Genomic DNA, 22,795 nt, shown 5'->3' on the forward strand with positions numbered 1-22,795 from the left:
AACGCGTAGAGGGTGTGTGGCCGGCAGTTTAGCGCATCGGCGCGACTCGTCCAATCGATATCTTCGGCAGCCTCACTCCACGGGGTAAGGCCCCTCGCTGAAAACGCGATCGTGATAACCCTTGCTGCCGATCTCGCGCGCGAGGGGGCTGCGGATGTCCTCGTCGGTCCGCAGCCGCGCCATCAGCGCGCGGAAATCATGGCGCGGCCGCCAGCCGAGTTCGGCGCGGGCGCGGTCGTTGATATAGACGCGATCGATGCCCGGAAGCATCGTCCAGCCACGGCCTGCATATTCGGCCTCATAGTCCGGCACGCAGCGGCGGATCACGGCCGGCGCGTTGGTGCGCAATTCCGCCGCGTCGTGGCGCGCGAACGGCGTAGTGGCGCTGATGATGTATTTTGCGAAGCCGGCCGATGGCGCGTGCTGTGCCGCCAGGAGATGCGCGCTGACCACGTCCTCGATGTCGACACGACGATACAGGAACTCGTTGGTCTTGGCGTTGGCGTCGCTAAACGCCTCGCGTGTCGCGCGATTGTCGTCTTCCTCGGGAAAGAAACGCGAGGTGCGCAGCACGATGGCGCAAAGCGAATGATTGCGCGCGAATAGCTGGCACAGATCCTCCGCTGCCGCCTTGGTGACGCCATAGATATTTTTCGGCACCGCCGTGACGTCTTCGGTGATCCAGGCGGCCGGCTCGCCCGGCGGCGGCACCAGCGCATCACCGAAGACGCTTGTCGTGCTGGTGTAGACGAATGCCGAGACACCCGCTGCCGCGGCTTCTTCGAGCAGGTTGAGCGTGCCCGTGATGTTGACGTCGACGAAGTCCTGGCGGCTATGCGTTGCCACATGCGGCTTGTGCAGCGTTGCGGCGTGCAGCACCGTCGCGGCGCCTCTCATGCAACGGCGCACGAACGCCCGGTCAGCGATCGAGCCTGTGTGATGCGTGAACGCGCCGGGCAGAATGTCGATGCCGATGGCCTCGCGCCGCTGCGCCTGCAGCGTACGGATCAACGCCTCGCCCAAATGGCCGGAACTGCCGGTCACCAGTACCGTCACGCGCTACAACCTTTTTCACGTTCGCCAGGTTCAGGTCTTGTAGCTCGGATCGATGCGATCGAGTTTTCGCAACAGCGGCGGCCACACCAATTGCGTCGAGCGCCGCTCGGCGAAATCGGCATTGCTGAACAGTTGTTCGTTCTTGTCGACCACAGCCTGCTCGATCGGGTAGGCGGTCGGGCCCAGCATGCGGGTGCGCACCTGCATCGTGCAGGCGCGCTCCAGGTGATACATGCGCTCGAAGGCGGAGGCGACCGAACGGCCAACCGTCAGCGTGCCGTGGTTGCGCAGCAGCATGTGGTTCTTGTTGCCAAGGTCCTTCTGCAGCCGCGGGCGCTCGTCATGGTCCAGCGCCACGCCTTCATAGTCGTGATAGGCGAGGTCGTGGGTGACGAATTGCGCGGTCTGGTTCATCGGCAACAGGCCTTCCATGCAACTCGCGACCGCCGTTCCGTCCGGCGTATGCAGATGAAGCACGCAGCCGGCATCCTCGCGCACCTCGTGGATCGCCGAATGGATGGTGAAGCCTGCGGGGTTGATGCTGTATTCGCTTTCGCTGAGTTGGTTGCCGTGGAGATCGACCTTCACCAGGCTCGACGCCGTGATCTCCTCGAACATCAGCCCGTACGGGTTGATCAGGAAATGATGGTCGGGGCCGGGCACGCGCGCCGAGATGTGGGTGTCGACCAGATCGTCCCAGCCATAGAGAGCGACGAGGCGATAGCAGGCGGCGAGGTTGATCCGCTGGTTCCACTCAGCGTCCGTCATGCCGGGAACCCGCTTCAGGCGAGCTTCTGCTGGCGACATGGCGCGGTCTCCCGAAAATGATCGATTTGAAGAGCAAGCCTAGCCGTGTGCCGGACGGCCAGCAAGGCAGCCATCCTGCGTGGCAGTCATGCCATCGCAGGCACCGGGTCGTTACGGCGCCGGAATGGCGAGAAGTGTCGAGATGGCGCGGCCGCGAATATCGTAGACGCGCGCGAACACGACATCATCGCGCTTGATCTCCACCATGACGGGCGCGGTGAGGCCCTTGCAGTAGAACTCGCCCAGCGTCATCGCGAAGTCGGCGGACTGGCTGTCCCAGCCGATCGTGAAGTCAGGGCCGAGCGCGACCTGCGCCGGCCGCTGCGGACCACACACCGCGACCTTCCACTTGCGACCCGCCGGAGCCACTTCCTGGCGCTCTACCAGCTCTTCGCGCAGACCGTCGGAAGCCTGCTTCAGCGCCAGACCCCAATAGTCCAGCATGAAGTAATTGTCGGCGGTCCGCACCGTGCCGGCGATGTGATTGAAGTGGGTGTATTCGTAAGGGTGCAGGCGGATCATTTCGCTGAGCGGCAGCAGCAGGCCGAACGTGAACACCGCCAGCGCGGCAGGCTGCCAGCGGCGGTGATTGTCCTTGAGCCAGTTCATGCCCCAGGCGAACGATACGCCGGCGAGCACCGCCATAGGCGGGATGACGAAAACGAAATGCCGGATGCCGTTGTAGAGCGCCGGCCGCTTCACCATCGCGATCACCAGCGGCAAGGTCGCCGCCAGCGTCAGCATCAGGTATATGGTCTTGCGGCGGGCCTTCACGTCTTTGCGCGATAGCGACATGAAGGTGCCGACGATGCCGGCGAACAGAAGCGCGAGCATGACCTCGGGAAGCTGCAGCGCGAACAGGGTCGGCAGGTAGGACCACGGCATATCAGGCACCGACACCAGCGCGCCGTCGAACATTTCCTTCCAGGGCTTCTCGAAGAAGTGCGAGAAATAGGTCAGCGCCTTGAAGGGATGGTCCGCTTCCATGATCGACCACGGCCACACCAGGCCCATGATCAGGTAACCGAGCACGAGGCCGGGCAGCAGCACGTACACGACATGGGCGAAGCGACGGCCGGCTTCGCGCGCGCCCTGGTTGCGAACTTCCTCGATAAGCAGCGGGACGAAGCCCACCATCGCATAGACCAGCGCCATCCCGCCGAGAATCCGGCAGCCGATGGAGAGGCCGGCGCCGATGCCGACGATCAAAATGGTTCGCGGCGAGGGCGCGGGGTATTCCTCGGCGAGACGCACCAAACCCAGGATCAGGATCACCATCGAGACGGCAAACGGCGCATCCTTCGGGTTCATGAACATGTGGCCATAGAAGGTCGGGCACAGCACCAGCAGCAGCAGCGTTGCGAGCCCGGCAAGCGGACCGCCGACCCGCCGCGCCAGCCGCCAGGTCACGCCAAGGCCGATCAGGCCGACGATGGCACCGAGCAGGCGGCGCGTTTCAAACAATTCGAGCGGGATGACCTTGTGCAGCAGCGCCGCCGCCATGTCGAAGCCGCCGCCATACATGTAGAGATTGGCGAACGACAGCGCGCCGGTGTCCTTGAAGCCGGAACCGTACATCCGCAACAGCAGGTCGGCATATTCAGCGTGCGTGTAGTCGTCCCAGCCCAGCCCGTAGTCGCGGAAAGTCAGGCCCGCGACCAGGGCGACCACGGCCAGCACGAAGATGGCAAGGTCGTCACAGGTCCGCTCCACCGAGCGCCGCGCGGGCGTATCGAGGGCAGAAGTCGTGATGGATGACATGGCGATTGGTAACCCAGCGTCCCCTATGGCCCACGAAGGATATTGTTGAGCCGCATTCCCCGGGTACCCATATAGCCTAGTTCCATTTCCAAGTAATTGGGAATTGTGGCCTAAAGCCCTGATGCAATGCAACAAAAGGGCGGTATTTAGTAGATGGTAAAACTACGGCCGGCGGGCTGAACGATACCTGAATGGCCGCCGAGATCGGATCCGGCAAACGAACGAGCGCCGTTATGGAACCGGGGACGCAATTGGCGGTTGGCGGTGCGCACAAGATGACGGTATCGTGGCCTGGGGCGGCTGGCGAGCGTTAAGGGCGCGGCTGAGGGGTTAGTTCAATGATGTTTGTGGTGTTGGTCGCGGCGATCGGCCTCGCTTTGGCAGGCCTGCTGGCGATCGGCTTCGGGATACCGATCAAGGAATTCAGCACCGGTAACACGCTGATTATCGCCGGCGTAACCGGCATTTGCACCGGCGCGATCATGTTTGCGCTGTGGGTAGCGGTCCGGGAGTTGAAGAACATCGCACGCCGGCTCGGCGCCGGCCTGCCCGAAGCGCGCGGTGAGGCCGCGGCGCTGCCGCCGCTTCCTGTCGCTGCGGCGCGGGATACCGCTCCGGTCGTCCCCAGTTTCCCGGCCGCGGAACAGGCGAGCGGTCCCGGACCATTCTCGCCAGTGGCACCGCCGCCGTGGCAGAACGAGACTGTCTTGCGCGATCACCCGATCCCGGAACCGACCCACCCCGAACCGCCGCCGTCGACGCCGAAACCGAAGCGCAATCTGCTGTTTTCCTCGACATCACGAAAGGAACGCGAGCGTGCGCAATCGCGGGGCGGCGAACCGCTGCCGCCGGATCTGTTGTCATCCGACTTTCGCTCCAATCCGCCCGCCGTGCCGCCGGTCGAACCGGCCGAACCGCCACGGGGGGCGTTCGATGACGCCTGGCCGAGAACGGATCGCAAGACTGCTGAAGCCCCGCTACCGCCGCTGCCGCCGCGGCGCGGTGGCCGCATGTCTCCGACGCTCGCGGAAGCCAATGCTGGACCGGGGCGCACGGAGGATCAGCCGGCGGTGACGGTGCTGAAGTCCGGCATTGTCGATGGCATGGCCTATTCGCTCTATTCCGATGGTTCGATCGAGGCCCAGATGCCGGAGGGGATGATGCGCTTCGCCTCCATCGACGAACTGCGCGCGCATCTCGATCAGCGGCCCTAGAGCCCTTTTTCCGTTCCGATGGAATCGGAACGGGGCTCCAGATTTTTGATTTGACGCGTTTTCTTGACGCGAACCGGTGCCCACCCACGGATCAAGTCCGAGGGCATGCTTCGCTGGAAAACGCTTTAGTGCCGGCCAATACTTGCTGCGAAGCAGGCTATCGAAAATAAAACGCCGCCGTTCTTGTCAGTTTCCCGGCACTTCGGTCATATACGCCAAGTTGTACGAGCTTTCGTTGATGTATAGGCGCGGTCGGATACTGTCCGAACCGTGTGGCCGACAGATGCGTTGGTGACCCAGAAGGTTGAGCCATGACTGATCCCGCCGGCAAAACGCCCGTCGAACTGACCGCCAATATCGTTTCGGCCTATCTCAGCAACAATCCGACCCAGGCCTCTGAAATCCCGAACCTGATCAGCCAGGTCCACGCCGCGCTGATGCGGGTGTCGAGCGGCCGCCCCGAGACGCCGCTCGAGCCGGCCAAGCCGGCAGTGTCGATGAAGAAGTCGATAACCCCGGAATATCTGGTGTGTCTGGAAGACGGCAAGCGCTTCAAGTCGCTCAAGCGCCATCTGCGCACGCAGTACAACATGACGCCGGAACAGTACCGCGACAAATGGGGCCTGCCGCCGGATTACCCGATGGTGGCGCCGAACTACGCGGTGGCGCGTTCGCAGCTCGCCAAGAAGATGGGCCTCGGTCAGCAGGCGCGGAAGCGGAAGTAACTGCGCGAAACGTCAGGAAGCCGCGGCCAGCGACTCGCGCGCGTCGGAGCGGATGCGCTCGACCATGGAGCGCAGGCCGTTGGAACGCTGCGGCGTCAGATGCTCGCGGAATCCAAACTCGTCGAACACGGCGAGCGCATCGGTCGAAAGAATCTGTTGTGGCGTGCGGCCGGAATACAGCGTGAGCAGGATTGCGATCAGGCCGCGCACGATGTGAGCGTCGCTGTCACCCAGATACTTCAGCCGCGGCTCGCCATTGCCGCTGCGGTCGATCTGCCTGGAAAGCCAGACCTGGCTGACGCAGCCATTGACCTTGTTCTCGGCGGAATGCTCGGCCTCCGGCATCGGATCGAGCATGCGGCCGAGTTCGATGACATACCGGTAGCGGTCGTCCCACTCGTCCAGCAGTTCGAAATTGTCCCTGATTTCGTCGATCGTCATCCTGGTCCGCATCCGTTTCCTTGAAGTCTTATATAGGACGCGGATTGGACGAAAGCGACGGAAATGGAACCGGTTCCGCCGCCTATTTTGCAGCCAACGGCGTCCGCGGCATCCGCCATTCGATCGCCATGTCGTCGTCCGTCAGCGCGTCGGTGGGCGACGTGTTCGCGGCAACGGCCTCGGCGTCGGTGCCGATCGAACTGGTATGGTCGGGCTTCTTGTCGGGGACCCTGGGTTGCTCGGACTTCTTGTCGTCGGTGATGATCTTGTACAACTGGCGGGCGCCATCCTGGGCGCGCTGGCCGATCGCCGTTGCGGCCTGGCCGCCGACCTCGCAAGCCGCCGGCTGGCGCTTGCAGAACTGGCTCATGTCGGAGGCGGCGGCGGTGGCAGCCGATACAGCCTCGGACGCGCTGATCTGCGGCGTCTTGTCCGATTCGGGCGTCTTTTCCCTGGGCAGCAGCACGAGCACGAGCCCGAGCCAGAACGCCATGCGAAGCATAAAAAACATCTCGCGATCCCGGTCGTCTTTTGGTTGTGCCGCGGTTAACCCGCAGCTTCGTTTCTGACTAACAGTCGTCGATAAATCCTAAGTGTTTGCATTGAAGTAAATTCGGCGAAAACTCGCAGAAAATTTGAAAGATGCGATTCGACGTAAATTTTCGATTGATGGCGATGAATACGCGCAAAGGCTGCGTCGGCAGCGCGTCCACCATTTCGAAACCATAGAACCTCAGTGCTGGAAACCTATCGTTCACCATCCGCGTCGAATGGAGCTCGCGCAAGGCGCGAAATCCCTGCGAAGACGCGGTGCCCGGCGCCAATCCGCATCGCCTTAGCGTTCGCTTAAGCTCGCTCTGACACGGTGGCGTCAAGGATAATGGGGGCGTTCCGGCGCGTCTGTCTGACGAACGAGCCGAAGCGCGAGAGCCGTGATTGTTTTGAGTATCATCCGCGATTGTCTCGATGCGTTGCTGCATCCCTCGGCACGATATGATGCGCTGACGCGTGCGCGTCATCGCGCGTTCATGGCGCCGCGGCTGCTCGGCAGCCTGGTGGCGCTTGCCGCTTTTCCGATCTATCTGGCGATGCGCGGAGCGCCCACGGCGCTCGAGGTTGCGGCCTTCGCCTGGCTGATCGCTCCCATTCTGTTGTCCTGGTTCCTGTCGCGCACCGGCCGCTACGAAGGCGCGCATATCCTTTCCGCGCTGGCGCTGGCCGGCCTTGTCATGATGGTTGCCGTGACCACCGGCGGCATCGAATCCTTCGCCGCGGTCTGGCTCATCGTCGTTCCGCTGGAAGCTGCGCTATCGGCCTCGCGCCGCGTGGTCGCGTTCGCTTCCGCGCTGGCGCTGTCATGCGCCGCCATGTTGATCGCGCTTGGACATTTTCATCTCCTGCCGGTGGCGGAGCCGAACGCGGCCCTGCGCGGCGTCCTGATGGGGGCGGGCGTCGCTTCGGCGACGCTCTACGCGGCGGGACTCGCCGTCAGCGCCGAATCGCTGGCGCGCACGTCTGTGTCGTTGCTCTATCTCGAAGAGGATCGTTACCGCCTGCTGGCGCGGAACATGAGCGACGTGATTTCGCGTCACAGTCGCAACGGCGCCGTGGGGTTCATTTCACCGGCGGCGGAAGCCATGCTCGGCACGCCCGGCGCCCGACTTACCGGCCACGGCCTGTTCGACCGCGTCCATGTCGCCGATCGGCCGGCCTATCTTACGGCGCTATCGGATGCCGCGGGCGGCAGCGAGCAGCGCAGCGTCGAATTCCGCCTGCGCCGCGATGCGGTGCGCGGCCAGAACACATCAGCCGATTTCATCTGGGTCGAGATGCGCTGCCGGCTGCTCGAGCAGGCTTCGCCCGAGGCCGAGGTCGTCGCCGTGATGCGCGACATCACCGACCGCAAGATGCAGGAGCAGGCCCTCGAAACGGCGCGCGCCGCCGCCGAGCAGGCCGATGCCTCCAAGACGCGCTTCCTCGCCACCATGAGCCACGAACTGCGCACGCCGCTCAACGCCATCATCGGTTTCTCCGAGATGATCGTGCATGAAGAGGCGATGATGCTCGATACCGCGCGCCGCAGGGAATATGCGCAGCTGATCAACGATTCCGGTCAGCATCTGTTGTCGGTCGTCAACGGCATCCTCGACATGTCCAAGATGGAAACCGGCAATTTCGAAATTTCGCCGGAGCCGTTCGCGCCGCGCGCGGCGCTGCTGCACTGCTGCAATCTGCTGGCGCTGAAGGCGCGCGACAACGGCGTCGATCTGATCACCCGCGCGGCGGAAGACTTGCCCGTCATGAATGGCGATCCCCGTGCGTTCAAGCAGATCGCGCTGAACCTCATCACCAATGCCATCAAGTTCACCGAGCGCGGCGGCAGCGTGACGGTTTCCGCCGCCGTCGAGGGATCGCGGCTGATGCTGGGTGTCACCGACACCGGGGTCGGTATCGCGGCCGAGGACCTCGCGCGGATCGGCGATCCGTTCTTCCAGGCCGGCAAGACCTATCAGCGCAAGCACGAAGGCACCGGCCTCGGCCTGTCGATCGTGAAGGGACTGGTCGCATTGCATAATGGCGAGATGAACGTGCAGAGCAGCGTCGGCGAGGGCACCACGGTGACCGTTACCTTGCCGCTTGACTTTGCGCCGTCGCTGGCGCCTTCAAACAACATCGCGACGCTGAAACCGGCGCAGCGACCCGAATCTCAGGACGAAGCCCAGCAGGTGAAGAAGCGTGCCTAGGCGTATTGACGACGACGAAGACGAGATGCCGCGCCGCCGCCGCCGTGGCGCGAAGGCGGTTGCGATCGAAGCGGAGGAAGAGCGTCGCGGTCTCCTGACGCGCATCTTCCTGCACAGTCCGAAGGACGTGATCGCGGGCCTGCTTGCGGCTGCCGCGATCTGCGCCATCGTCGCCAATGCATTGTTTCTGCAGGCTGGCCGCCATCCCTCGCCGATGTTCGGCTCGGTCGTGACGCTGCCGGCGCCGCAGGCTGCCGTGTCGAACCCGTTGCCGCGCCCGCGCCCGGTCGAATTGACCGGAAGGCCAGGCGATTCAGATCCGCCGGAAATCCGGCCGGTCGAGGTGAGGAGCGCGGAACCCAAGACCTCTGATTCCAGGAGTTCTGATTTCAGGAGTTCCGATTCCAGGAACGCCGAACCCAAGAATGCCGATCCCATGGCCAATCTGGTGGTCAAGTCGACCGGCGCGCCTACTACGGCGCCTGCCAATGTAGCGCGGCCGCCGGCGCCGATTCCGGCCACTACGCAAAGCGCCGGCGCGCGCCGCGTGGCGGCGGTGCAGCGCGCGCTCACGCAATATGGCTATGGCCAGTTGAAGCCGACCGGGGCGGTCGGTTCGGACACGCAGGCCGCGATCTCGAAATTCGAGCGCGACCGCAAGCTCCCGGTGACCGGACAAATGTCCGATCGGCTGGTGAAGGAGCTCACGGCCATGATTGGGCACCCGATCGACTAGGCGGAAAGCTCTCGTTTGTAATGACAATGTCATTGCATATCTGATATGGTTCCCCGACGAGGAGAAATGGACCATGTCAGCGACTGCCCGTGACACCCTGAACATGCGCATCAAGCCCGAGGATCGGACTCTGTTCGATTGGGCCGCCAAGGTTCAAGGCAAGACACGCACCGACTTCATTCTTGAGGCCGCCCGACGCGCTGCCGAAGAGGCGCTGCTCGATCGCGCCGTCATCCAGGTAAGTGCCAAGGCTTACGCGGACTTTATTGCACGGCTCGAGGCGCCACCATCGCCGAACAAACGACTCAAGCGCACCATGCAGGGTAAGGCTCCCTGGGAATGAAGCTCGGTCCTCCGTCGTCGATCGAGGATGGTCACGATGTGTCGGCGTTTTCGTGCGGTCATCCAGCTCTTGATGATTGGCTCAGGCGTCGCGCGTTAGCCAATCACAAGAGTGGTGCATCGCGAACTTTCGTTGTTTGCGAGGGAAGTCGTGTCGTTGCCTATTATGCGCTGGCGGCAGGCGCACTCGCCTGCGCGGAGGCGACGGGAAGATTCAGGCGCAACATGCCTGACCCAATTCCGGTAGCTATCCTTGCCCGCCTTGCCATCGACAATGGATACCAGAAACGAGGTTTGGGACGGGCCCTGTTCCGTGACGCAGCGCTACGCATACTTGGTGCCGCCGACGCCATCGGCATACGCGGACTTCTGGTGCACGCAATCTCCGAGGAAGCCGCAAGTTTTTATCGCGCTGTCGGCGTGGAATCCTCACCCGCAGACCCCCAAACGCTGATGGTGACTCTGGCCGACCTGCAGGCCGCTTTGTGAGACACTCGATCGTGCGAAGGATATCTGTCGTGAAGCGTCACGGACGTGAGGCTGGTGGTACTAGCGTCCGCCCGGTCGCTGGCCTATCGTCGATTCCATGCGATTGAAATCATCCATCTGGGTGGCCGCTTACCTGCGCCGCTGCCAGAATGAGGGAATATTTGGCGCCGTGCGCAAGCGCGGTGCGGAAGAGGCGGGGGCGGTGTTTATCAAGGTGGCGTTGCTTGACGGCAACGCCATGCTGTATGCGCCCGCGCCGCAGACCGTCTATGACGAGAGCCGGCCGGCCGAGCGGCTGTTCGCGCCGGCTTCGCCGCAGCCGGTGCCGGAGCAATCGGTGGAAGAACGCCTTGCCAAGGAGCTGCGTTTCGATCCCGACGCCTGGATCGTCGAGACCGAGGACCGGGCAGGGCGGCATTTTCTGGAGCTGGCGAAAGCCTAAAGCGAGATGACGTTTCTTCGAATCGTCATCCCGCTTTAGCTATTTGTTTGAGCATGATCTCCGCGCAAACGCGTTCCGCGTTTGTCGCGAGGGAAAACCGCTACACACTTTTCCGGATCATGCTCTAGCGTTTCGAACCGTCGGTGCCGGTGCGAACCGCCGGCGCAGTTCCGGGCTGCACGGCCGGCCGCGTTTGCGAATTCGGCACGCGGGCGCGATGGCGTTCGTCATCGTACAGCGCGGCGCGATATTTGGCGCGGCTGACTGCCATGGTCGAGCCACGCCACGCGGCCAGCATGACCAGCGCGGATCGTTCGCTCAAACGGTCGTAAAGCCGTGACAAGCGATAGACATTGTGCACGGACGAGCCGAACTCGGGATTGAGGAACAGCAGCACGCGCTGGAACGCCGCGCTCGGCATGTCAAGCGCGCGTGCCGCACAGGCCAGTGGCTCGCCGCCGGGGTCGTTGACGACCTGCGCCGCGATCCGCGATGGCAGGATCAGGGCGTCGCCGAGTTCGAGTGTGAAGTTTTCGATGTCCTCGGCGAAGGCGGCCATCTCCAGGATATGGAGCGCGCGGGCGGCGCGCGCTGCGGAAATTCGCGGCGCAGCCTTCAGCGGCGTGTCGGAGAGATTGTGCAGGATCTGCGCGCGCTCGCTCGGGCCGGCCGAGAAGAACATGTCGGTGATTTCGGCGGCATCATTGGGCCGCATCGACAGGTTGGATGCCATTCGCAACTGTGCTTCGCTCAGTGGCTTCACCGTCGGCGCATCGGCAGGAGCGGCGGCAATCGCAGCCGCAAGCGGCGGGGCTTCGCTGGGTTGCGAGCGCCGCAGGCCGAGCTTGACCATGATCGCGGCCGGTGTCGCCGGATAGATCGCAAGCCGTGCCCGCACCGCGGCGCGGGTGGCGTCGTCGACCTGGTCGATCAGGCGGGAGGCGAGTTCGACGAACTGCCGTTCCTCGTCGGCGGAGTGGGCGCTGGCCTGGACATAGAGGTCGGTCAGCACGCGCAGCAAGGTCGGGCGGATATCGACGCCCTCGCGGCGCGAGAGCGTCATCAGCCCGTCGAATCCCGGAAACAATGGAGCTGCCGTCATGTGAGGTTGTACGCGACTTCGGTAATTCCCTTCGCGGCAGCCTACGCAGGGCGCTTTAAGAGTTGGTTAAGGAAAACAGCCCTTGAAAAAATCCGATAAAATTTGAGCTTTCGGTGCGCTGGTGGGAGCGCCGGAGCCCGTAGCTGTACCGTCTGCACAAATTAAGATGCCGTTAACCACGTTCTGTTCTGAATAATGGCATGTCGCCGGTCAAATCGTGTCCGCGCGGCAACCAGAGAGAACGGAACATGGGCACCATCATTGAATTTCCGGCGGATGCGGCTTCGCGACGGCCGGGCTCAACCATGGATGGCGCTCCACGCGATGGTCTGGGAACCGTGCTGATTCTTCCTGTTGTCCGTATCGAGCGTAGAGCCGGCGAGACCGGCGATGGGCGCGGACCGGAAGAGGGCACTGCGCCCGGTCGCCGTCGCCGTCGGCGCCCCTGAACGACGGAATTTTGAAATGCCGGAGAAGTGCCTCCCGATCCGGACCGCCGGGCTTCGGTCACTCCCGGCTCTCATGCTGCTTGTTCTCGGAGTGGCGCTCGGCGGCTGCAGCGGCGGCGATTTCGGCCGCACCCGCGCCGACATGCGCAACGACGACATGCACCGCTGGATCGGCGCCGAGGCCACCGCAAGCGTCGGCCTCAAGCCTTCACACTTCCAGCTCACCGAAAACGAGCGCCAGCTTCGCGATCTCGCCTATCCCCTGATCGAGCCGCCGCATTCGCGGCCGGCATGGAAGAGCGTGTTCGGCGATTACCAGCCGCTACCCTCGCCATGGCGGCAGAAGGTCGTGTTCGACCGCACGACCTACGGGCGCGCCTTGATCGACGAGCCGCACCGTTCGCATACCTCGCGCTATCAGCAGATCATCGAGGATGTTCGCAACGACATTACGCGGTTCGAACCGTTCTTTGCCTCCGCCGTGCGCGTCATCGAACTCGACCGCAAGCGCAGCGCCAGCCTGAAGATGGTGTCGGAACTGTCGCCGGCCGAGCAGGCCGATGCGATCGCCCGCATGGAAGAGAACACGCTGATCGTGCAATGGGTCCAGCAATGCCTGGAGCGGCGCATCTCTTCATACCGGTGGGCGCTGGAGCGGCTGGTGATCCACGCGCCCGACGGCATCGCCGCCGACGCCGACCGCCTGATCGGCGAACTCGCGGCGCAGACCGCCAATCCGCCGGTCGCAGCCCAGCCCGTGATCGGACGCGCGGTGACCGTGAAAGGCTAGGGCGGTTTGGTGTCGCCCTGCCGCACTCAGGCCGCGCGAACGTAGCCGTAGCGGAGGTTCGAGGGCTGCGTCGCCGCTTGAGCGTACTCGTTCTTGAGCGCCGCGAGGCGGTCCTCGGAATAGGTTGGCATCCTCGTGTTTTCGGCCGCCTTGAGCTTGATCTTGTAAAACCTGAGTGCATTGCCCGAGAAGATCTGCTGCTTGGTGGCGCTATTGGCGTCGCCGAGCGGCGCAAAGCCGTATTTCTTCTGCATGTCCTCGGGAATTTCGAGGCGGCGCAGCGCCTCGATCTGCCACTGCGGTGAGCCGTACCAGACCGAGTCAGTACCCCACATGACGTGATCAACCCCCATGCCCTTGATCAACGTGCCGACCAGCGCGGCGCAGAACTTCGGATGCGCCACCGCCGAGTTGGCAAAGGACGTGCCGAGCTCGGCATAGACATTGGTGACGCCGAACTTCTGCGGGATTTCCGCGAGGTCCGTGGCCCACTGGATGCGGCCGGTCTGCTCGAACTCCGCCCACGCCTTGTCCGGCAGTTCGAGGAACGCCCGCAGCGCCGAGTGATAGATCACGAAATTCATCTGCGGCCAGTCCTTCGCCGCCTTTCCGATGTCCCACGCGGTTGCGTATTCCCACACGCCGGCGAACGACTTCTCGTAATCGGGCGGCAGCAGCCCCTTGTGGATGCACAGCGTGTTGATGCCGGCCTTCACGGCTTTTTCGTAGAACGGATACATCACCTGCTCGTCGTCGAGCCGCCAGGGGAACTTGGAGGGCGCCAGCGGATCGCCGATCGTGTAGGACTTCCAGGAATCCGGCTTGTAGACCTCGATCGCCTTGTCGACCTCCTCCATCCAGCCGGGCTGCTTTGGGGTGATGACGCTGTGCGCCAGCAGACGGCGCGAACCGGCGAAGTCGTTGATGAGTTCGCGTGCCTTGACGATCTGCTCGTTGGAAAGGAGCCACCAGCTCGGATCGTCGAACGGCGCTCCGCTCAGGAGCGCCACGTTGGTGTCGCTGTCGTAGTAGATCTCTTTCACATAATTCTGGAACTTGTAGCGGCCGAGCGAGGAGACGCCCTCTTCCTTCATCTTCGGATTCCAGTGCTGGCTTGCAAAGTCGGCCAGCCCCAGAAGCTCCTTGTGATCGAAGTCGTCGCGCACGAAATGGGTCTGAACGTCGAAAATGAACTGGCTTGAGAGTCCCTGCGCCCGCGCCAGCATCAATTCAGGCTCTCGCGCCTCCGCGGCCGCGACCTGGAAAACATTGCCATAGACGTCGTTCATGGCGAGGAATGCCGCCGCCATTCCGCAACTCGTGTGCAGGAACTGCCTGCGGCTCAAGCCGAGGTGCTTGCCGTTAGCGTCGGCGAGCTCGTTGATCCGTGCCTCGACCTTTTTTTGCACCGCGCTCTGCGGGGGCGGCAGATACTCGCCGTTGGAAACAATCTGAGTGGGAATAGGCATTGGCGCCGATGCTGCCTCCGCGCCTGCGACAAGACGTTGCTCTCGCTCACTAAGCCAGGTGCTCATTGTTCTTCTCCATCCTTGGGCGCCATCGACGATGCTGGTCGGTGCGCGCATGAGGCCCGCGTTTGGCCACTGCCGATCAGTTAGATGGACGAAATAGCCGTACCCTCTCGTTCGGCTGCGCATGAGGCCATCACACGCGCCTCATTGCCCAGGCGAGTCTCTTCATCATTTCGTGTTGCGAGAGTACGGACGCACTTTGCAAAGCTACTTGCGGTAGTGGCGGCATCAGCGCCGAATTCAATGCTCAAACTTCCATTGGCGCAAGCAAGTTATCCGACAGTCACACTGTCCCAACGCGCCATTGCGACTGGCTGGGTTTGCTGGAGCACTATGCGCATCGAAAACCAGGAGCGCTTGCGGGCGCTCAAGGCCAATCACGGTGACGCCGTGACCATCTTCAACAGCCATGATCCCGTGGACTACGACAACTGCCGTTGTGGTCAGCACCAGGCCGGACCATCCGCCACAGGGTGTTGATGTCCCTGCGCATCATCCATATTCCGCGACGCCAAGCGGCCGGCGTTGACGCTTGAGCGTTTTGCCGCCATATACAGCGCATGAATAAGCTTCGCTCAGCCGCATTGACCACCACCGCGACCGCTTACGGCGGATCGCCTGCTGGTTGCGCGCGCTAGAGACAAGCGTACTTCACCCAGAAAAGGCCCCGCCGGCGACGGACGGGGCCTTTTCTGGTTTTTGATGGTCCCCGTCCGCGCTTTTCCCATCACAAGGAACTTGAGCCATGGACGATCTCGACCACAGAAATCTCGGCGTACAACTCAAACTCTGGCACCTTCAAGAAGATGCGCCGGGCATGGTGTTCTGGCATCCGCGCGGCTATGCCGTCTACCGGGTGCTGGAGGACTATCTCCGACGCAAGATGCGCCAAGCCGGCTATGCCGAGGTCCGGACGCCGCAGCTGCTGCCAAAGGAGTTCTGGGGCCGCAGCGGCCACTGGGACAAATTCCGCGAGCACATGTTCCGGGTCGACGACGGCGAGCTGGCGATGGCGCTGAAGCCGATGTCGTGCCCGTGCCATGTGCAGATCTTCAACAAGGGGCTGCGCTCGTGGCGGGAGCTTCCGATCCGCTATGCCGAGTTCGGCTCCTGTCACCGCAATGAGCCTTCCGGTTCGCTCCACGGCATCATGCGGACGCGCGCCTTCGAGCAGGACGATGCGCATGTGTTCTGCCGGGAGGAGGACGTGGAGGGCGAAGTCGCGCGCTTCATTGCCCTGCTGGGCGAGGTCTACCGCGACCTCGGTTTTCCTGACTACGAGGTGGCGCTGGCGACGCGGCCGGCGGTGCGCGCCGGCGACGACGCGACGTGGGACTGGTCGGAGGCGAAGCTCGGCGATGCTGCGCGGCAATGCGGTCTCGTGCCTCAAATCAATCCCGGCGAAGGCGCGTTCTACGGACCGAAGCTGGAATTCGCGTTGCGCGACCGGCTGGGACGATCCTGGCAGTGCGGCACGGTGCAACTCGACGGCGTCCTGCCGCAGCGGCTCGAGGCGTCCTACATCGCTCCCGACGGCAGCCGCGCCAGGCCCTTGATGATCCATCACGCCATCTTCGGATCGCTCGGCCGCATGCTGGCGATCCTGCTCGAGCACCATGGCGGCGCGCTTCCGTTCTGGCTGTCACCGGACCAGGTTGCGGTTGCGCCGATCTCGAAAGACCAGGCCGGATACGGCGCGGACGTTCTGGCAGCGTTCGAGGATGCCGGGATCAGAGCCGTTGCCTATGACGGCGCCGATACCCTTTCGCGACGCATCGTGGCGGCGCATGAAATGGCGGTGCCGGTGATGGCTATTGTCGGCGGGCGCGAGATGAGGGAAGGCCGGGTGACCTTGCGCGAGCGCGACGGCTCGCAGGCCGCCGTTCCGCTGGCCGAGGCGGTGTCGCGCCTGCAGGCGAGAGCGCGGCCGGGCGCCCTTGTGGCTGAGCCGTCGCTGGTCAGTAACTCCTGATCAGCGCTTGGAGCGCGGCGCGGGGGCGGCGGGCGGCGGGGGCGCGGCCGATTCGGGTTGCTTGGCCGGTGGCGGCTCGGTCTCGATCGTGCAACGCGATGCCGCGAGCGAGGCCTGTGCCTGCGGCATCAGGCCGGGCTCCGGCGCCAGCGCCTTCAGCACGATCAGCCCGGTGACGGTCGGCGAGTCGATGATCAGCCGGTCGGCGGCGGTGACTTCCTCATCCTCCGGCAATTCGGAATGCTGCGCTTCCGTCATCAAATCGAGCTCGATCACCTTGCGGCCGGCGGAGCGGTCGTTGATGGCGTAATAGGCGACCTCGTTGCGCGTGTAGAACGACACCGAGGTATAGGCCTGGCTGACCGGTACCGTGAGTTTCAGCGGACCATCCTTGAGGTCGTAGCGGCAGATCGCCACCGCAAAGGCCGGGTCCATGAACGGCATCGGCGCGTTGTTGGGCTCGGCCAGCGGCAGCGCCGTGACGGCGTTCTCCTTGGTCATCGGCGTCAGCCGCGAATAGGCGTCCTGGGTGGCAATCCGCGGCAGCGCCAGCACGCTGACGAGATGCACCACGCCGCCCAGCAGCACGCCCGCAATGATGGTGAACATCAGCCGGATCATGGGCAGTTCACCGTGGATATCGAGGGCATCGGCGCGTCGCGCTGCGTCCGCGTCGCAACGCCGACCGGCGTATCATACAGCCGCAGCATCAGCGCATAACGCTCGATGCCGCCGGTCGGCAGCCAGTTGCCGGCGCGCGAGCGTGCGGCGACCCGGATCTCGAACCCGCCATCGGAGCCGCGGACGATTTCCTGGCTGGTGAAGCCGTAACGCTGCAGCGAATTGGCGACCAGGTGCCCCTTGCGGTCGAACAGCGTCAGCGTCCAGAACCGGGCCGCCGGCGTCACCCCGCTGACGACGACATCGCAGCGCCCGTCGAGCGGCTTCTTGTTGTCATCGGTGGTGGCCGTAAAGGCGATGCCGTCGCCGGTGCCGACAGGCAATTCGCCGCTGCGGGCAATCGAGGCGCGCGAATAGGGGTCGATGTCGGAACTGCCGCTCTTGGGCCGCGCGGTCCAGGCGCCGATCGTGAGCGTGCCGAGATCGGTGCCGCGCGTCGCCGTCATATAGGTCGAGCCGAGGCCGACGGCCGTGGCAAGCGCCAACGCCAGCAAGGTGATGAAGATCAGCCGCACGGGCCAGTGCTCCGAAATCTCACGGCATCAGATTCCGCTTGAACCGGCTTCATCCGAAAGGCGAAGCGCATCTTTTTGCTTGGGCATGCCGGCACAGGCGCTTCGCACCTGTTCCGAGGAAAGCCGGTTAAGATTCTGCCGGATCATGCTTATTAATTCTTCCGCTGCGCCGGTGCAGGCTGGTCGCCGGCGGCTGCGATATAATTCTCCGGAAACGCCAGCGCACCGGAATTGATCGGCTTGGCGGGCTGCTTCTGGTCGTTGGAGGAGGTCTTGCCCGCGGCCTTGCCGGCCTCGTCGAGCAGCTTTTCGACACGCACCAGAATATCGGCGCCGCGCTTGGTCAATACCGGCGGCGGCCCCGGCTTGGTATCCAGCACCCGTGCCGCGCCGTTGGCCGCGGCGCTGGCGGACTGGGCGGGCTGCGGCAGCTTCGGGCCCATGCCGATGCCGGGGATTTCCTTCACCTCGACGCCCTGATGCGCGACGACCATGATGTCGTGCCAGGTTTGCGCCGGCAGTGAACCGCCGGTCATGCGGTTGGTCGGCGAATAGTCGTCATTGCCGTACCAGACCGCGCAGGTGAAGTTGCCGGTGTAGCCGACGAACCAGGCGTCACGGTAGGCGTTGGTGGTGCCGGTCTTGCCCGCGGTCGGAATGCCGTCGATCGCGGCGCGGCGGGCGGTGCCTTCGCTGACGACATGGCTCATCATCTCCGCCATGTCGGAGGCGACGGAGGCCGGGATGGCCTGCGTTGGCTTCTTGCCGTCGCGGTCGAAGCGCCAGACCAGGTCGCCGGTACCGGTGCGCACTTCCAGCACCGCGTGAGGTTTGGCCGCCTTGCCCCTGTTCGGGAAGGTCGCATAGGCGACCGCGTGTTCGAGCACGGTGACTTCGTCCGAGCCGATCGGCATCGACGGCGTATCCGGCAGCGGTGCGGTGAGGCCAAACTTTCTCGCCACTTCGGTGATCTTGGCACGGCCGGCTTTGGCTGGGTTGGGCGTCTTGCCGCCGAGCGCAATCGAGAGCTTTACCGGCACGACGTTGATCGAGCGAGTGATTGCCTGGGTCAGCGTCACCGAGCCGGAATAGTTGTGGCCATAATTCTGAGGGCACCAGTTGCCGATGCAGACTGGCCCGTCGACCACTTTCGAGTTCGGAGTGTAACCGTTCATCAGAGCGGTGGCATAGACATAGGGCTTGAACGACGAACCGGGCTGCCGGTAGGCGTCGGTCGCGCGGTTGAACTGGCTTGCGCCGTAGTCGCGGCCGCCAACCATGGCACGCACGCCGCCGTCGAGATCGGCGACCACGACGGAAGCCTGGGTCGCGTGGTAGTCGCGGCCGAACTGGCGGAGCTGGTTTTCGACCGTTTCCTCGGCGGCGCGTTGCACGGTCATGTCGATCGCGGCGCGGACCACGAATACGCGCTCGGTGTAGGATTTCGGGAAGGTGTCGACCAGCTTGCGCATCTCGTCGAAGGCGTAGTCGAGATAATAGTTCGGCGAATTCTCGTCGCGCCGGTCGACGGCGACGGCCGGATTGCGCCGGGCGCCGAACACCTGGCCCTCGGTCATGAAGCCGGCATCGACGAGGTTGTCGAGCACGACGTTGGCGCGGGCGCGGGCGGCGGGCAGGTTGATGTGCGGGGCGTATTTGGTCGGCGCCTTGAACAGGCCGGCGAGCATGGCCGATTCCGCCAGAGTGACATCGCGCGCTGACTTGTTGAAGTAGAAATGGGCCGCGCCGTCGACGCCGAAGGTGCCGCCGCCCATATAGGCGCGGTCGAGATACAGTTTCAGGATCTCGTTCTTGGTCAGCCGTGTCTCCAGCCAGATCGCCAGGAACGCTTCCTTCACCTTGCGTTCGATGGTGCGCTCGTTGCTGAGGAACAGGTTCTTCGCCAATTGCTGCGTGATCGACGAACCGCCCTGGCGCACGCCGCCGGCCTGCGCGTTGGTGACGAGCGCGCGCGCGGTGCCGGGGATGTCGATGCCGAAATGGTCGTAGAAGCGGCGGTCTTCGGTGGCGAGCGTCGCCTTGATCAGATTGTCCGGAAAATCTTCCAGCGGGATCGAGTCGTTGTGCTTGATGCCGCGGCTGCCGATCGGGTTGCCGTAACGGTCGAGAAACGACACCGCGAGATCGGATTTCTTCAGCCAGTCGTCATCGGAGGTTTCGCGAAACGCCGGGATCGCCAGCGCCAGCATCAGGATCAGCCCGCCGAGGCCGATGGTGGCGGCCTCCGAAAACGGCTCGATGAAGACCCAGCGCTTCCAGCGGCCGACATAGAAGCGGTCCATGAAGGTGGAGTAGCGCTCGTAGAGCTCGCGCAGGCCCTTGCCCGACGAGAACAGCGTCGAGTCGATACGCGCGTCCAGATCCAGAAAGAAGTTCCGGATCTTCTGCTTCACATCAGGAGGTAGGATCTGGCGCACCGGGACCCTTGGTCTGTTCTAGGCGCTCTCGCACCCGCCCGGGCGCTGTCGAGACGTCTTGCTTTCATGTTGCGGCAAACCCAAGGCGCTTTTACGGCTCGCTCTCGCGACCCTGGGGGACTCATATTTGTTCTATCCGAGCAGGGGCCATAAACCAATGCTGCCGCTCACCATTTTGGTGGTCAGGCCTAACGCCGTTCCAGCTTTTTTGCCCTTGTTGCCGGCCCGCTTGCGCGCCGGTCTCCGGACCCACTAGATGTGCCACAGCCGACACCAACCCGGAAACCTATCGACTTCATGACCGCGCCGCCCAAGCGACCCTCGGCCCAAGAGGGATTCTTCTGGAAAACCAAGACGTTGGAGGAGATGTCCAACGCCGAATGGGAAAGCCTGTGCGACGGCTGCGCGCGCTGCTGCCTGGAGAAGCTCGAGGACGAGGACACCGGGAAAATCTACTTCACCCATGTTTCCTGCAAACTGCTCGATTCCGGCCTGTGCGCCTGCAAGGACTACCCGAACCGTTCCGACAAGGTTCCGGATTGCGTCCGCCTGACACCCGAGAACGTCCGCACCCTGAACTGGCTGCCGCCGAGCTGCGGCTACAAGCTGGTCGCCGAGGGCCGCGACCTTTACTGGTGGCACCCGCTGATTTCGGGTGATCCCAATACCGTGCATGAAGCCGGCGTTTCCGTGCGCGGGAGGGTGCAGGGCACCGAGAACGAGATCCCCGACGAGGAGCTCGAGGATCACATCGTGCAATGGCCGGCACTGTTGCCGAAGCGGGCGCGGCTGAAGAAGCGGCCGAAAGCCTGAGAGTAAATCCCTGAACCTTTCACGGAAACGCGATGGTCCCTGCGCGGGATGCTCCCATGCGCGCACATGTCTGCCGCGAGGGAAGTTTGCCCTCTAAGGTGCCTCGCATATGGCGATTCCATCCCGGCGGGCTTGGCCGCGCAGAAGAATATTACGTCCGACATGAACCAGCACCAGCGGCTGGGCCGCGAGCCCGCCGACCAGACGACATTGCCTGATGATATTGGCCGCGAGCTTTCGCACATCACGACCGAGGTCATGGATGTCAGCGATGCGCCGCCGATCGTGCCGCCCGCGCCGCTGAGCCAGGACGAGGTCCGCACCATCCTGATGAGCCTGTTGCTGACGATGTTCCTGGCCGCCCTGGACCAGACCATCGTGGCGACGGCGCTGCCGACCATCGGCCGCCAGTTCAACGACGTCAGCAACCTGTCCTGGGTGATCACGGCCTATCTTTTGGCCTCGACCGCGGTAGCCCCCGTGTTCGGCACGCTGAGCGACATCTATGGTCGCCGCGTCATGATCACGGTTTCGCTTGTCTTGTTCACCGCCGGCTCGATCCTCTGCGCGGTGGCGCCGAACATGGCGGTCTTGATCGTCGCGCGCGGCCTGCAGGGGCTCGGCGGCGGCGGCATCATGCCGGTCGTGCAGACCGTGATTTCCGACGTGGTCTCACCGCGCGAGCGCGGCAAATACCAGGCCTATTTCAGCGGCGTCTGGATGACGGCGGGGCTGTTGGGCCCTGTGCTCGGCGGCGTGTTCGCCGAGCATCTGCACTGGTCGATGATCTTCTGGATCAACGTGCCGCTCGCGGTTGGCGCGCTGTTCCTGCTGCTGCCCAAGATGGGCAAGATCCCGGTGTACCACCGCCGCCGCAAGGTCGACTGGCTCGGCGGACTGCTGCTGATGGCCGCCGCCGTCGTGGTCATGCTGGTGCTGACCTGGGGCGGCAACCGTTACGCCTGGCTGTCGCCTGCGATCATGGCGATGATCGGTGCATCGGTCGCACTGGCGTTCGCCTTTGTCTGGCATGCGCGCAACGCCGAGGAGCCGTTCCTGCCGCTGTCGCTGCTGGGCGGAACGGTGGTGCCTTATGCCATCGTGGCCGGCGCCTGCGCGCTGGGCGCCATCACCGGGCTGACCGTGCATCTGCCGCTATATTACGAGGTGGTCTACCATCTCACGGCCAGCGAGGCGGGACTGGCGCTGATCCCGCTCGCCGCGATCTCCACCTGTGGCGCGGCGATCGCCGGACGGACCATGGCGCGCGCCAGGCACTACAAGCGGGTCGCCATCGCCGGAACGTTGGTGTCGACCACCTTCGGCGTCGTGCTGACCGTGACGACGCTGCCGCTGTGGGGCTTGCTGATCGTCCTGTCGCTGTTCGCGCTCGGGCTCGGCACGACTTTCCCGGTCAGCGTGGTCTCGCTGCAGAACTCGGTGGCACGCCCGCAAATCGGCACCGTCACCGGTGCGATGAATTTTTTCCGTGCGCTGATGTCGTCGTTCGCGGTCGCTGCCTTTAGCGCGATCCTGTTGATGTCGCTGGGTGCGGGCATCTCGATCGGCGAGCATCGCGGACCGGCGAATGCGATTCCCGTCGCCGACATGATCACCGCGTTCCGCTATGTCTTCGGTGCCGCCACCGCGCTGCTCGCGTGTGCCGCGGTTTGCATCCTCGCGATGGAGGAACGGCCGCTGGCCGGCCCCTCGACGCCGGCGGAGATGGCGGAGTAGGGTTGCCCA

22 protein-coding genes are annotated in these 22,795 nt (G+C 63.9%); 12 read left to right on the forward strand and 10 right to left on the reverse strand.

Translation table 11 applies throughout. From position 1 onward, the window contains the following. Positions 1 to 72: 72 nt before the first annotated feature. The 3 genes from LMTR21_RS11480 to LMTR21_RS11490 form a co-directional block, all read right to left on the reverse strand. Complete coding sequence (locus LMTR21_RS11480) at positions 73 to 1,056, reverse strand: NAD-dependent epimerase/dehydratase family protein (RefSeq protein WP_065756843.1); 984 nt, start codon at positions 1,054 to 1,056, stop codon at positions 73 to 75. A 30-nt stretch (positions 1,057 to 1,086) separates the two neighbouring features. Then, entirely contained in the window at positions 1,087 to 1,863 is a 777-nt protein-coding gene (locus LMTR21_RS11485) for a class II aldolase/adducin family protein (RefSeq protein ID WP_065756844.1), read from the reverse strand. A 111-nt stretch (positions 1,864 to 1,974) separates the two neighbouring features. Next, positions 1,975 to 3,624 (reverse strand): glycosyltransferase family 39 protein, encoded by a 1,650-nt coding sequence (locus LMTR21_RS11490; RefSeq protein ID WP_148635959.1) that lies wholly within the window; start codon positions 3,622 to 3,624, stop codon positions 1,975 to 1,977. 338 nt (positions 3,625 to 3,962) lie between these two features. On the opposite strand from LMTR21_RS11490, the gene LMTR21_RS11495 reads away from it, so the two are divergent. Next, positions 3,963 to 4,838: a hypothetical protein gene (locus LMTR21_RS11495; RefSeq protein WP_065756846.1), complete on the forward strand. Its 876-nt coding sequence runs from the start codon at positions 3,963 to 3,965 to the stop codon at positions 4,836 to 4,838. A gap of 311 nt (positions 4,839 to 5,149) precedes the next feature. Then, on the forward strand, positions 5,150 to 5,563 hold the full coding sequence (locus tag LMTR21_RS11500) for a Ros/MucR family transcriptional regulator (RefSeq protein WP_065756847.1): 414 nt from the start codon (positions 5,150 to 5,152) through the stop codon (positions 5,561 to 5,563). Positions 5,564 to 5,575: 12 nt separating this feature from the next. Here the strand turns inward: LMTR21_RS11500 and LMTR21_RS11505 are convergent, their stop codons facing one another. Together LMTR21_RS11505 and LMTR21_RS11510 are read right to left on the reverse strand one after the other, a co-directional pair. Continuing rightward, positions 5,576 to 6,004, reverse strand: a complete 429-nt coding sequence (locus LMTR21_RS11505) for a SufE family protein (RefSeq protein WP_065756848.1) — start codon at positions 6,002 to 6,004, stop codon at positions 5,576 to 5,578. 82 nt (positions 6,005 to 6,086) lie between these two features. After that, positions 6,087 to 6,515 carry a DUF5330 domain-containing protein gene (locus LMTR21_RS11510; RefSeq protein ID WP_065756849.1) on the reverse strand — a complete coding sequence of 143 codons (429 nt, stop codon included), beginning with the start codon at positions 6,513 to 6,515 and terminating at the stop codon, positions 6,087 to 6,089. A 430-nt stretch (positions 6,516 to 6,945) separates the two neighbouring features. Between LMTR21_RS11510 and LMTR21_RS11515 the strand changes: the two genes are divergently transcribed. The 5 genes from LMTR21_RS11515 (at position 6,946) to LMTR21_RS11535 (ending at position 10,757) form a co-directional block, all read left to right on the forward strand. After that, complete coding sequence (locus LMTR21_RS11515) at positions 6,946 to 8,748, forward strand: ATP-binding protein (protein ID WP_430642583.1); 1,803 nt, start codon at positions 6,946 to 6,948, stop codon at positions 8,746 to 8,748. Beyond that, positions 8,741 to 9,484, forward strand: a complete 744-nt coding sequence (locus tag LMTR21_RS11520) for a peptidoglycan-binding domain-containing protein (RefSeq protein WP_246175434.1) — start codon at positions 8,741 to 8,743, stop codon at positions 9,482 to 9,484. Before LMTR21_RS11515 ends, LMTR21_RS11520 begins: the two co-directional genes overlap by 8 nt. A gap of 73 nt (positions 9,485 to 9,557) precedes the next feature. Then, entirely contained in the window at positions 9,558 to 9,827 is a 270-nt protein-coding gene (locus LMTR21_RS11525) for a type II toxin-antitoxin system TacA family antitoxin (RefSeq protein WP_065756853.1), read from the forward strand. Next, positions 9,824 to 10,315 carry a GNAT family N-acetyltransferase gene (locus tag LMTR21_RS11530; RefSeq protein ID WP_065756854.1) on the forward strand — a complete coding sequence of 164 codons (492 nt, stop codon included), beginning with the start codon at positions 9,824 to 9,826 and terminating at the stop codon, positions 10,313 to 10,315. Before LMTR21_RS11525 ends, LMTR21_RS11530 begins: the two co-directional genes overlap by 4 nt. Positions 10,316 to 10,412: 97 nt before the next feature. Then, positions 10,413 to 10,757, forward strand: coding sequence for a DUF1491 family protein (locus tag LMTR21_RS11535; RefSeq protein WP_057863228.1), 345 nt, complete (start codon positions 10,413 to 10,415; stop codon positions 10,755 to 10,757). Between the two features lie 124 nt (positions 10,758 to 10,881). On the opposite strand, the gene LMTR21_RS11540 is transcribed toward LMTR21_RS11535, so the two are convergent. Then, entirely contained in the window at positions 10,882 to 11,859 is a 978-nt protein-coding gene (locus tag LMTR21_RS11540; protein WP_065756855.1) for a DUF2336 domain-containing protein, read from the reverse strand. A gap of 248 nt (positions 11,860 to 12,107) precedes the next feature. Between LMTR21_RS11540 and LMTR21_RS40780 the strand changes: the two genes are divergently transcribed. Continuing rightward, positions 12,108 to 12,308 (forward strand): hypothetical protein, encoded by a 201-nt coding sequence (locus LMTR21_RS40780; RefSeq protein WP_084031068.1) that lies wholly within the window; start codon positions 12,108 to 12,110, stop codon positions 12,306 to 12,308. A gap of 16 nt (positions 12,309 to 12,324) precedes the next feature. Continuing rightward, positions 12,325 to 13,098 (forward strand): hypothetical protein, encoded by a 774-nt coding sequence (locus LMTR21_RS11550; RefSeq protein WP_065756856.1) that lies wholly within the window; start codon positions 12,325 to 12,327, stop codon positions 13,096 to 13,098. A 26-nt stretch (positions 13,099 to 13,124) separates the two neighbouring features. Here the strand turns inward: LMTR21_RS11550 and LMTR21_RS11555 are convergent, their stop codons facing one another. Continuing rightward, on the reverse strand, positions 13,125 to 14,567 hold the full coding sequence (locus tag LMTR21_RS11555) for an amidohydrolase family protein (RefSeq protein WP_246175435.1): 1,443 nt from the start codon (positions 14,565 to 14,567) through the stop codon (positions 13,125 to 13,127). 808 nt (positions 14,568 to 15,375) lie between these two features. On the opposite strand from LMTR21_RS11555, the gene thrS reads away from it, so the two are divergent. After that, positions 15,376 to 16,602 carry a threonine--tRNA ligase gene (gene thrS, locus LMTR21_RS11565; RefSeq protein ID WP_065756858.1) on the forward strand — a complete coding sequence of 409 codons (1,227 nt, stop codon included), beginning with the start codon at positions 15,376 to 15,378 and terminating at the stop codon, positions 16,600 to 16,602. Here thrS and LMTR21_RS11570 read toward each other — a convergent pair whose 3' ends face one another. The 3 genes from LMTR21_RS11570 to LMTR21_RS11580 all read right to left on the reverse strand — a co-directional run bounded on the left by LMTR21_RS11570 (position 16,603) and on the right by LMTR21_RS11580 (position 20,236). Beyond that, positions 16,603 to 17,223, reverse strand: coding sequence for a DUF1254 domain-containing protein (locus LMTR21_RS11570; RefSeq protein ID WP_065756859.1), 621 nt, complete (start codon positions 17,221 to 17,223; stop codon positions 16,603 to 16,605). It lies immediately after the preceding gene. After that, positions 17,220 to 17,798, reverse strand: coding sequence for a DUF1214 domain-containing protein (locus LMTR21_RS11575; RefSeq protein ID WP_065756860.1), 579 nt, complete (start codon positions 17,796 to 17,798; stop codon positions 17,220 to 17,222). Before LMTR21_RS11575 ends, LMTR21_RS11570 begins: the two co-directional genes overlap by 4 nt. Before the next feature lie 152 nt (positions 17,799 to 17,950). Further along, positions 17,951 to 20,236 carry a transglycosylase domain-containing protein gene (locus tag LMTR21_RS11580; protein WP_065756861.1) on the reverse strand — a complete coding sequence of 762 codons (2,286 nt, stop codon included), beginning with the start codon at positions 20,234 to 20,236 and terminating at the stop codon, positions 17,951 to 17,953. Between the two features lie 297 nt (positions 20,237 to 20,533). Between LMTR21_RS11580 and LMTR21_RS11585 the strand changes: the two genes are divergently transcribed. Together LMTR21_RS11585 and LMTR21_RS11590 are read left to right on the forward strand one after the other, a co-directional pair. Beyond that, entirely contained in the window at positions 20,534 to 21,049 is a 516-nt protein-coding gene (locus LMTR21_RS11585; RefSeq protein ID WP_065756862.1) for a YcgN family cysteine cluster protein, read from the forward strand. Between the two features lie 162 nt (positions 21,050 to 21,211). Then, positions 21,212 to 22,786 (forward strand): MDR family MFS transporter, encoded by a 1,575-nt coding sequence (locus LMTR21_RS11590; protein ID WP_065756947.1) that lies wholly within the window; start codon positions 21,212 to 21,214, stop codon positions 22,784 to 22,786. Positions 22,787 to 22,795: the final 9 nt, after the last annotated feature.

Source organism: Bradyrhizobium paxllaeri, from assembly GCF_001693515.2.
Classification (GTDB): Bacteria; Pseudomonadota; Alphaproteobacteria; order Rhizobiales; family Xanthobacteraceae; genus Bradyrhizobium; species Bradyrhizobium paxllaeri.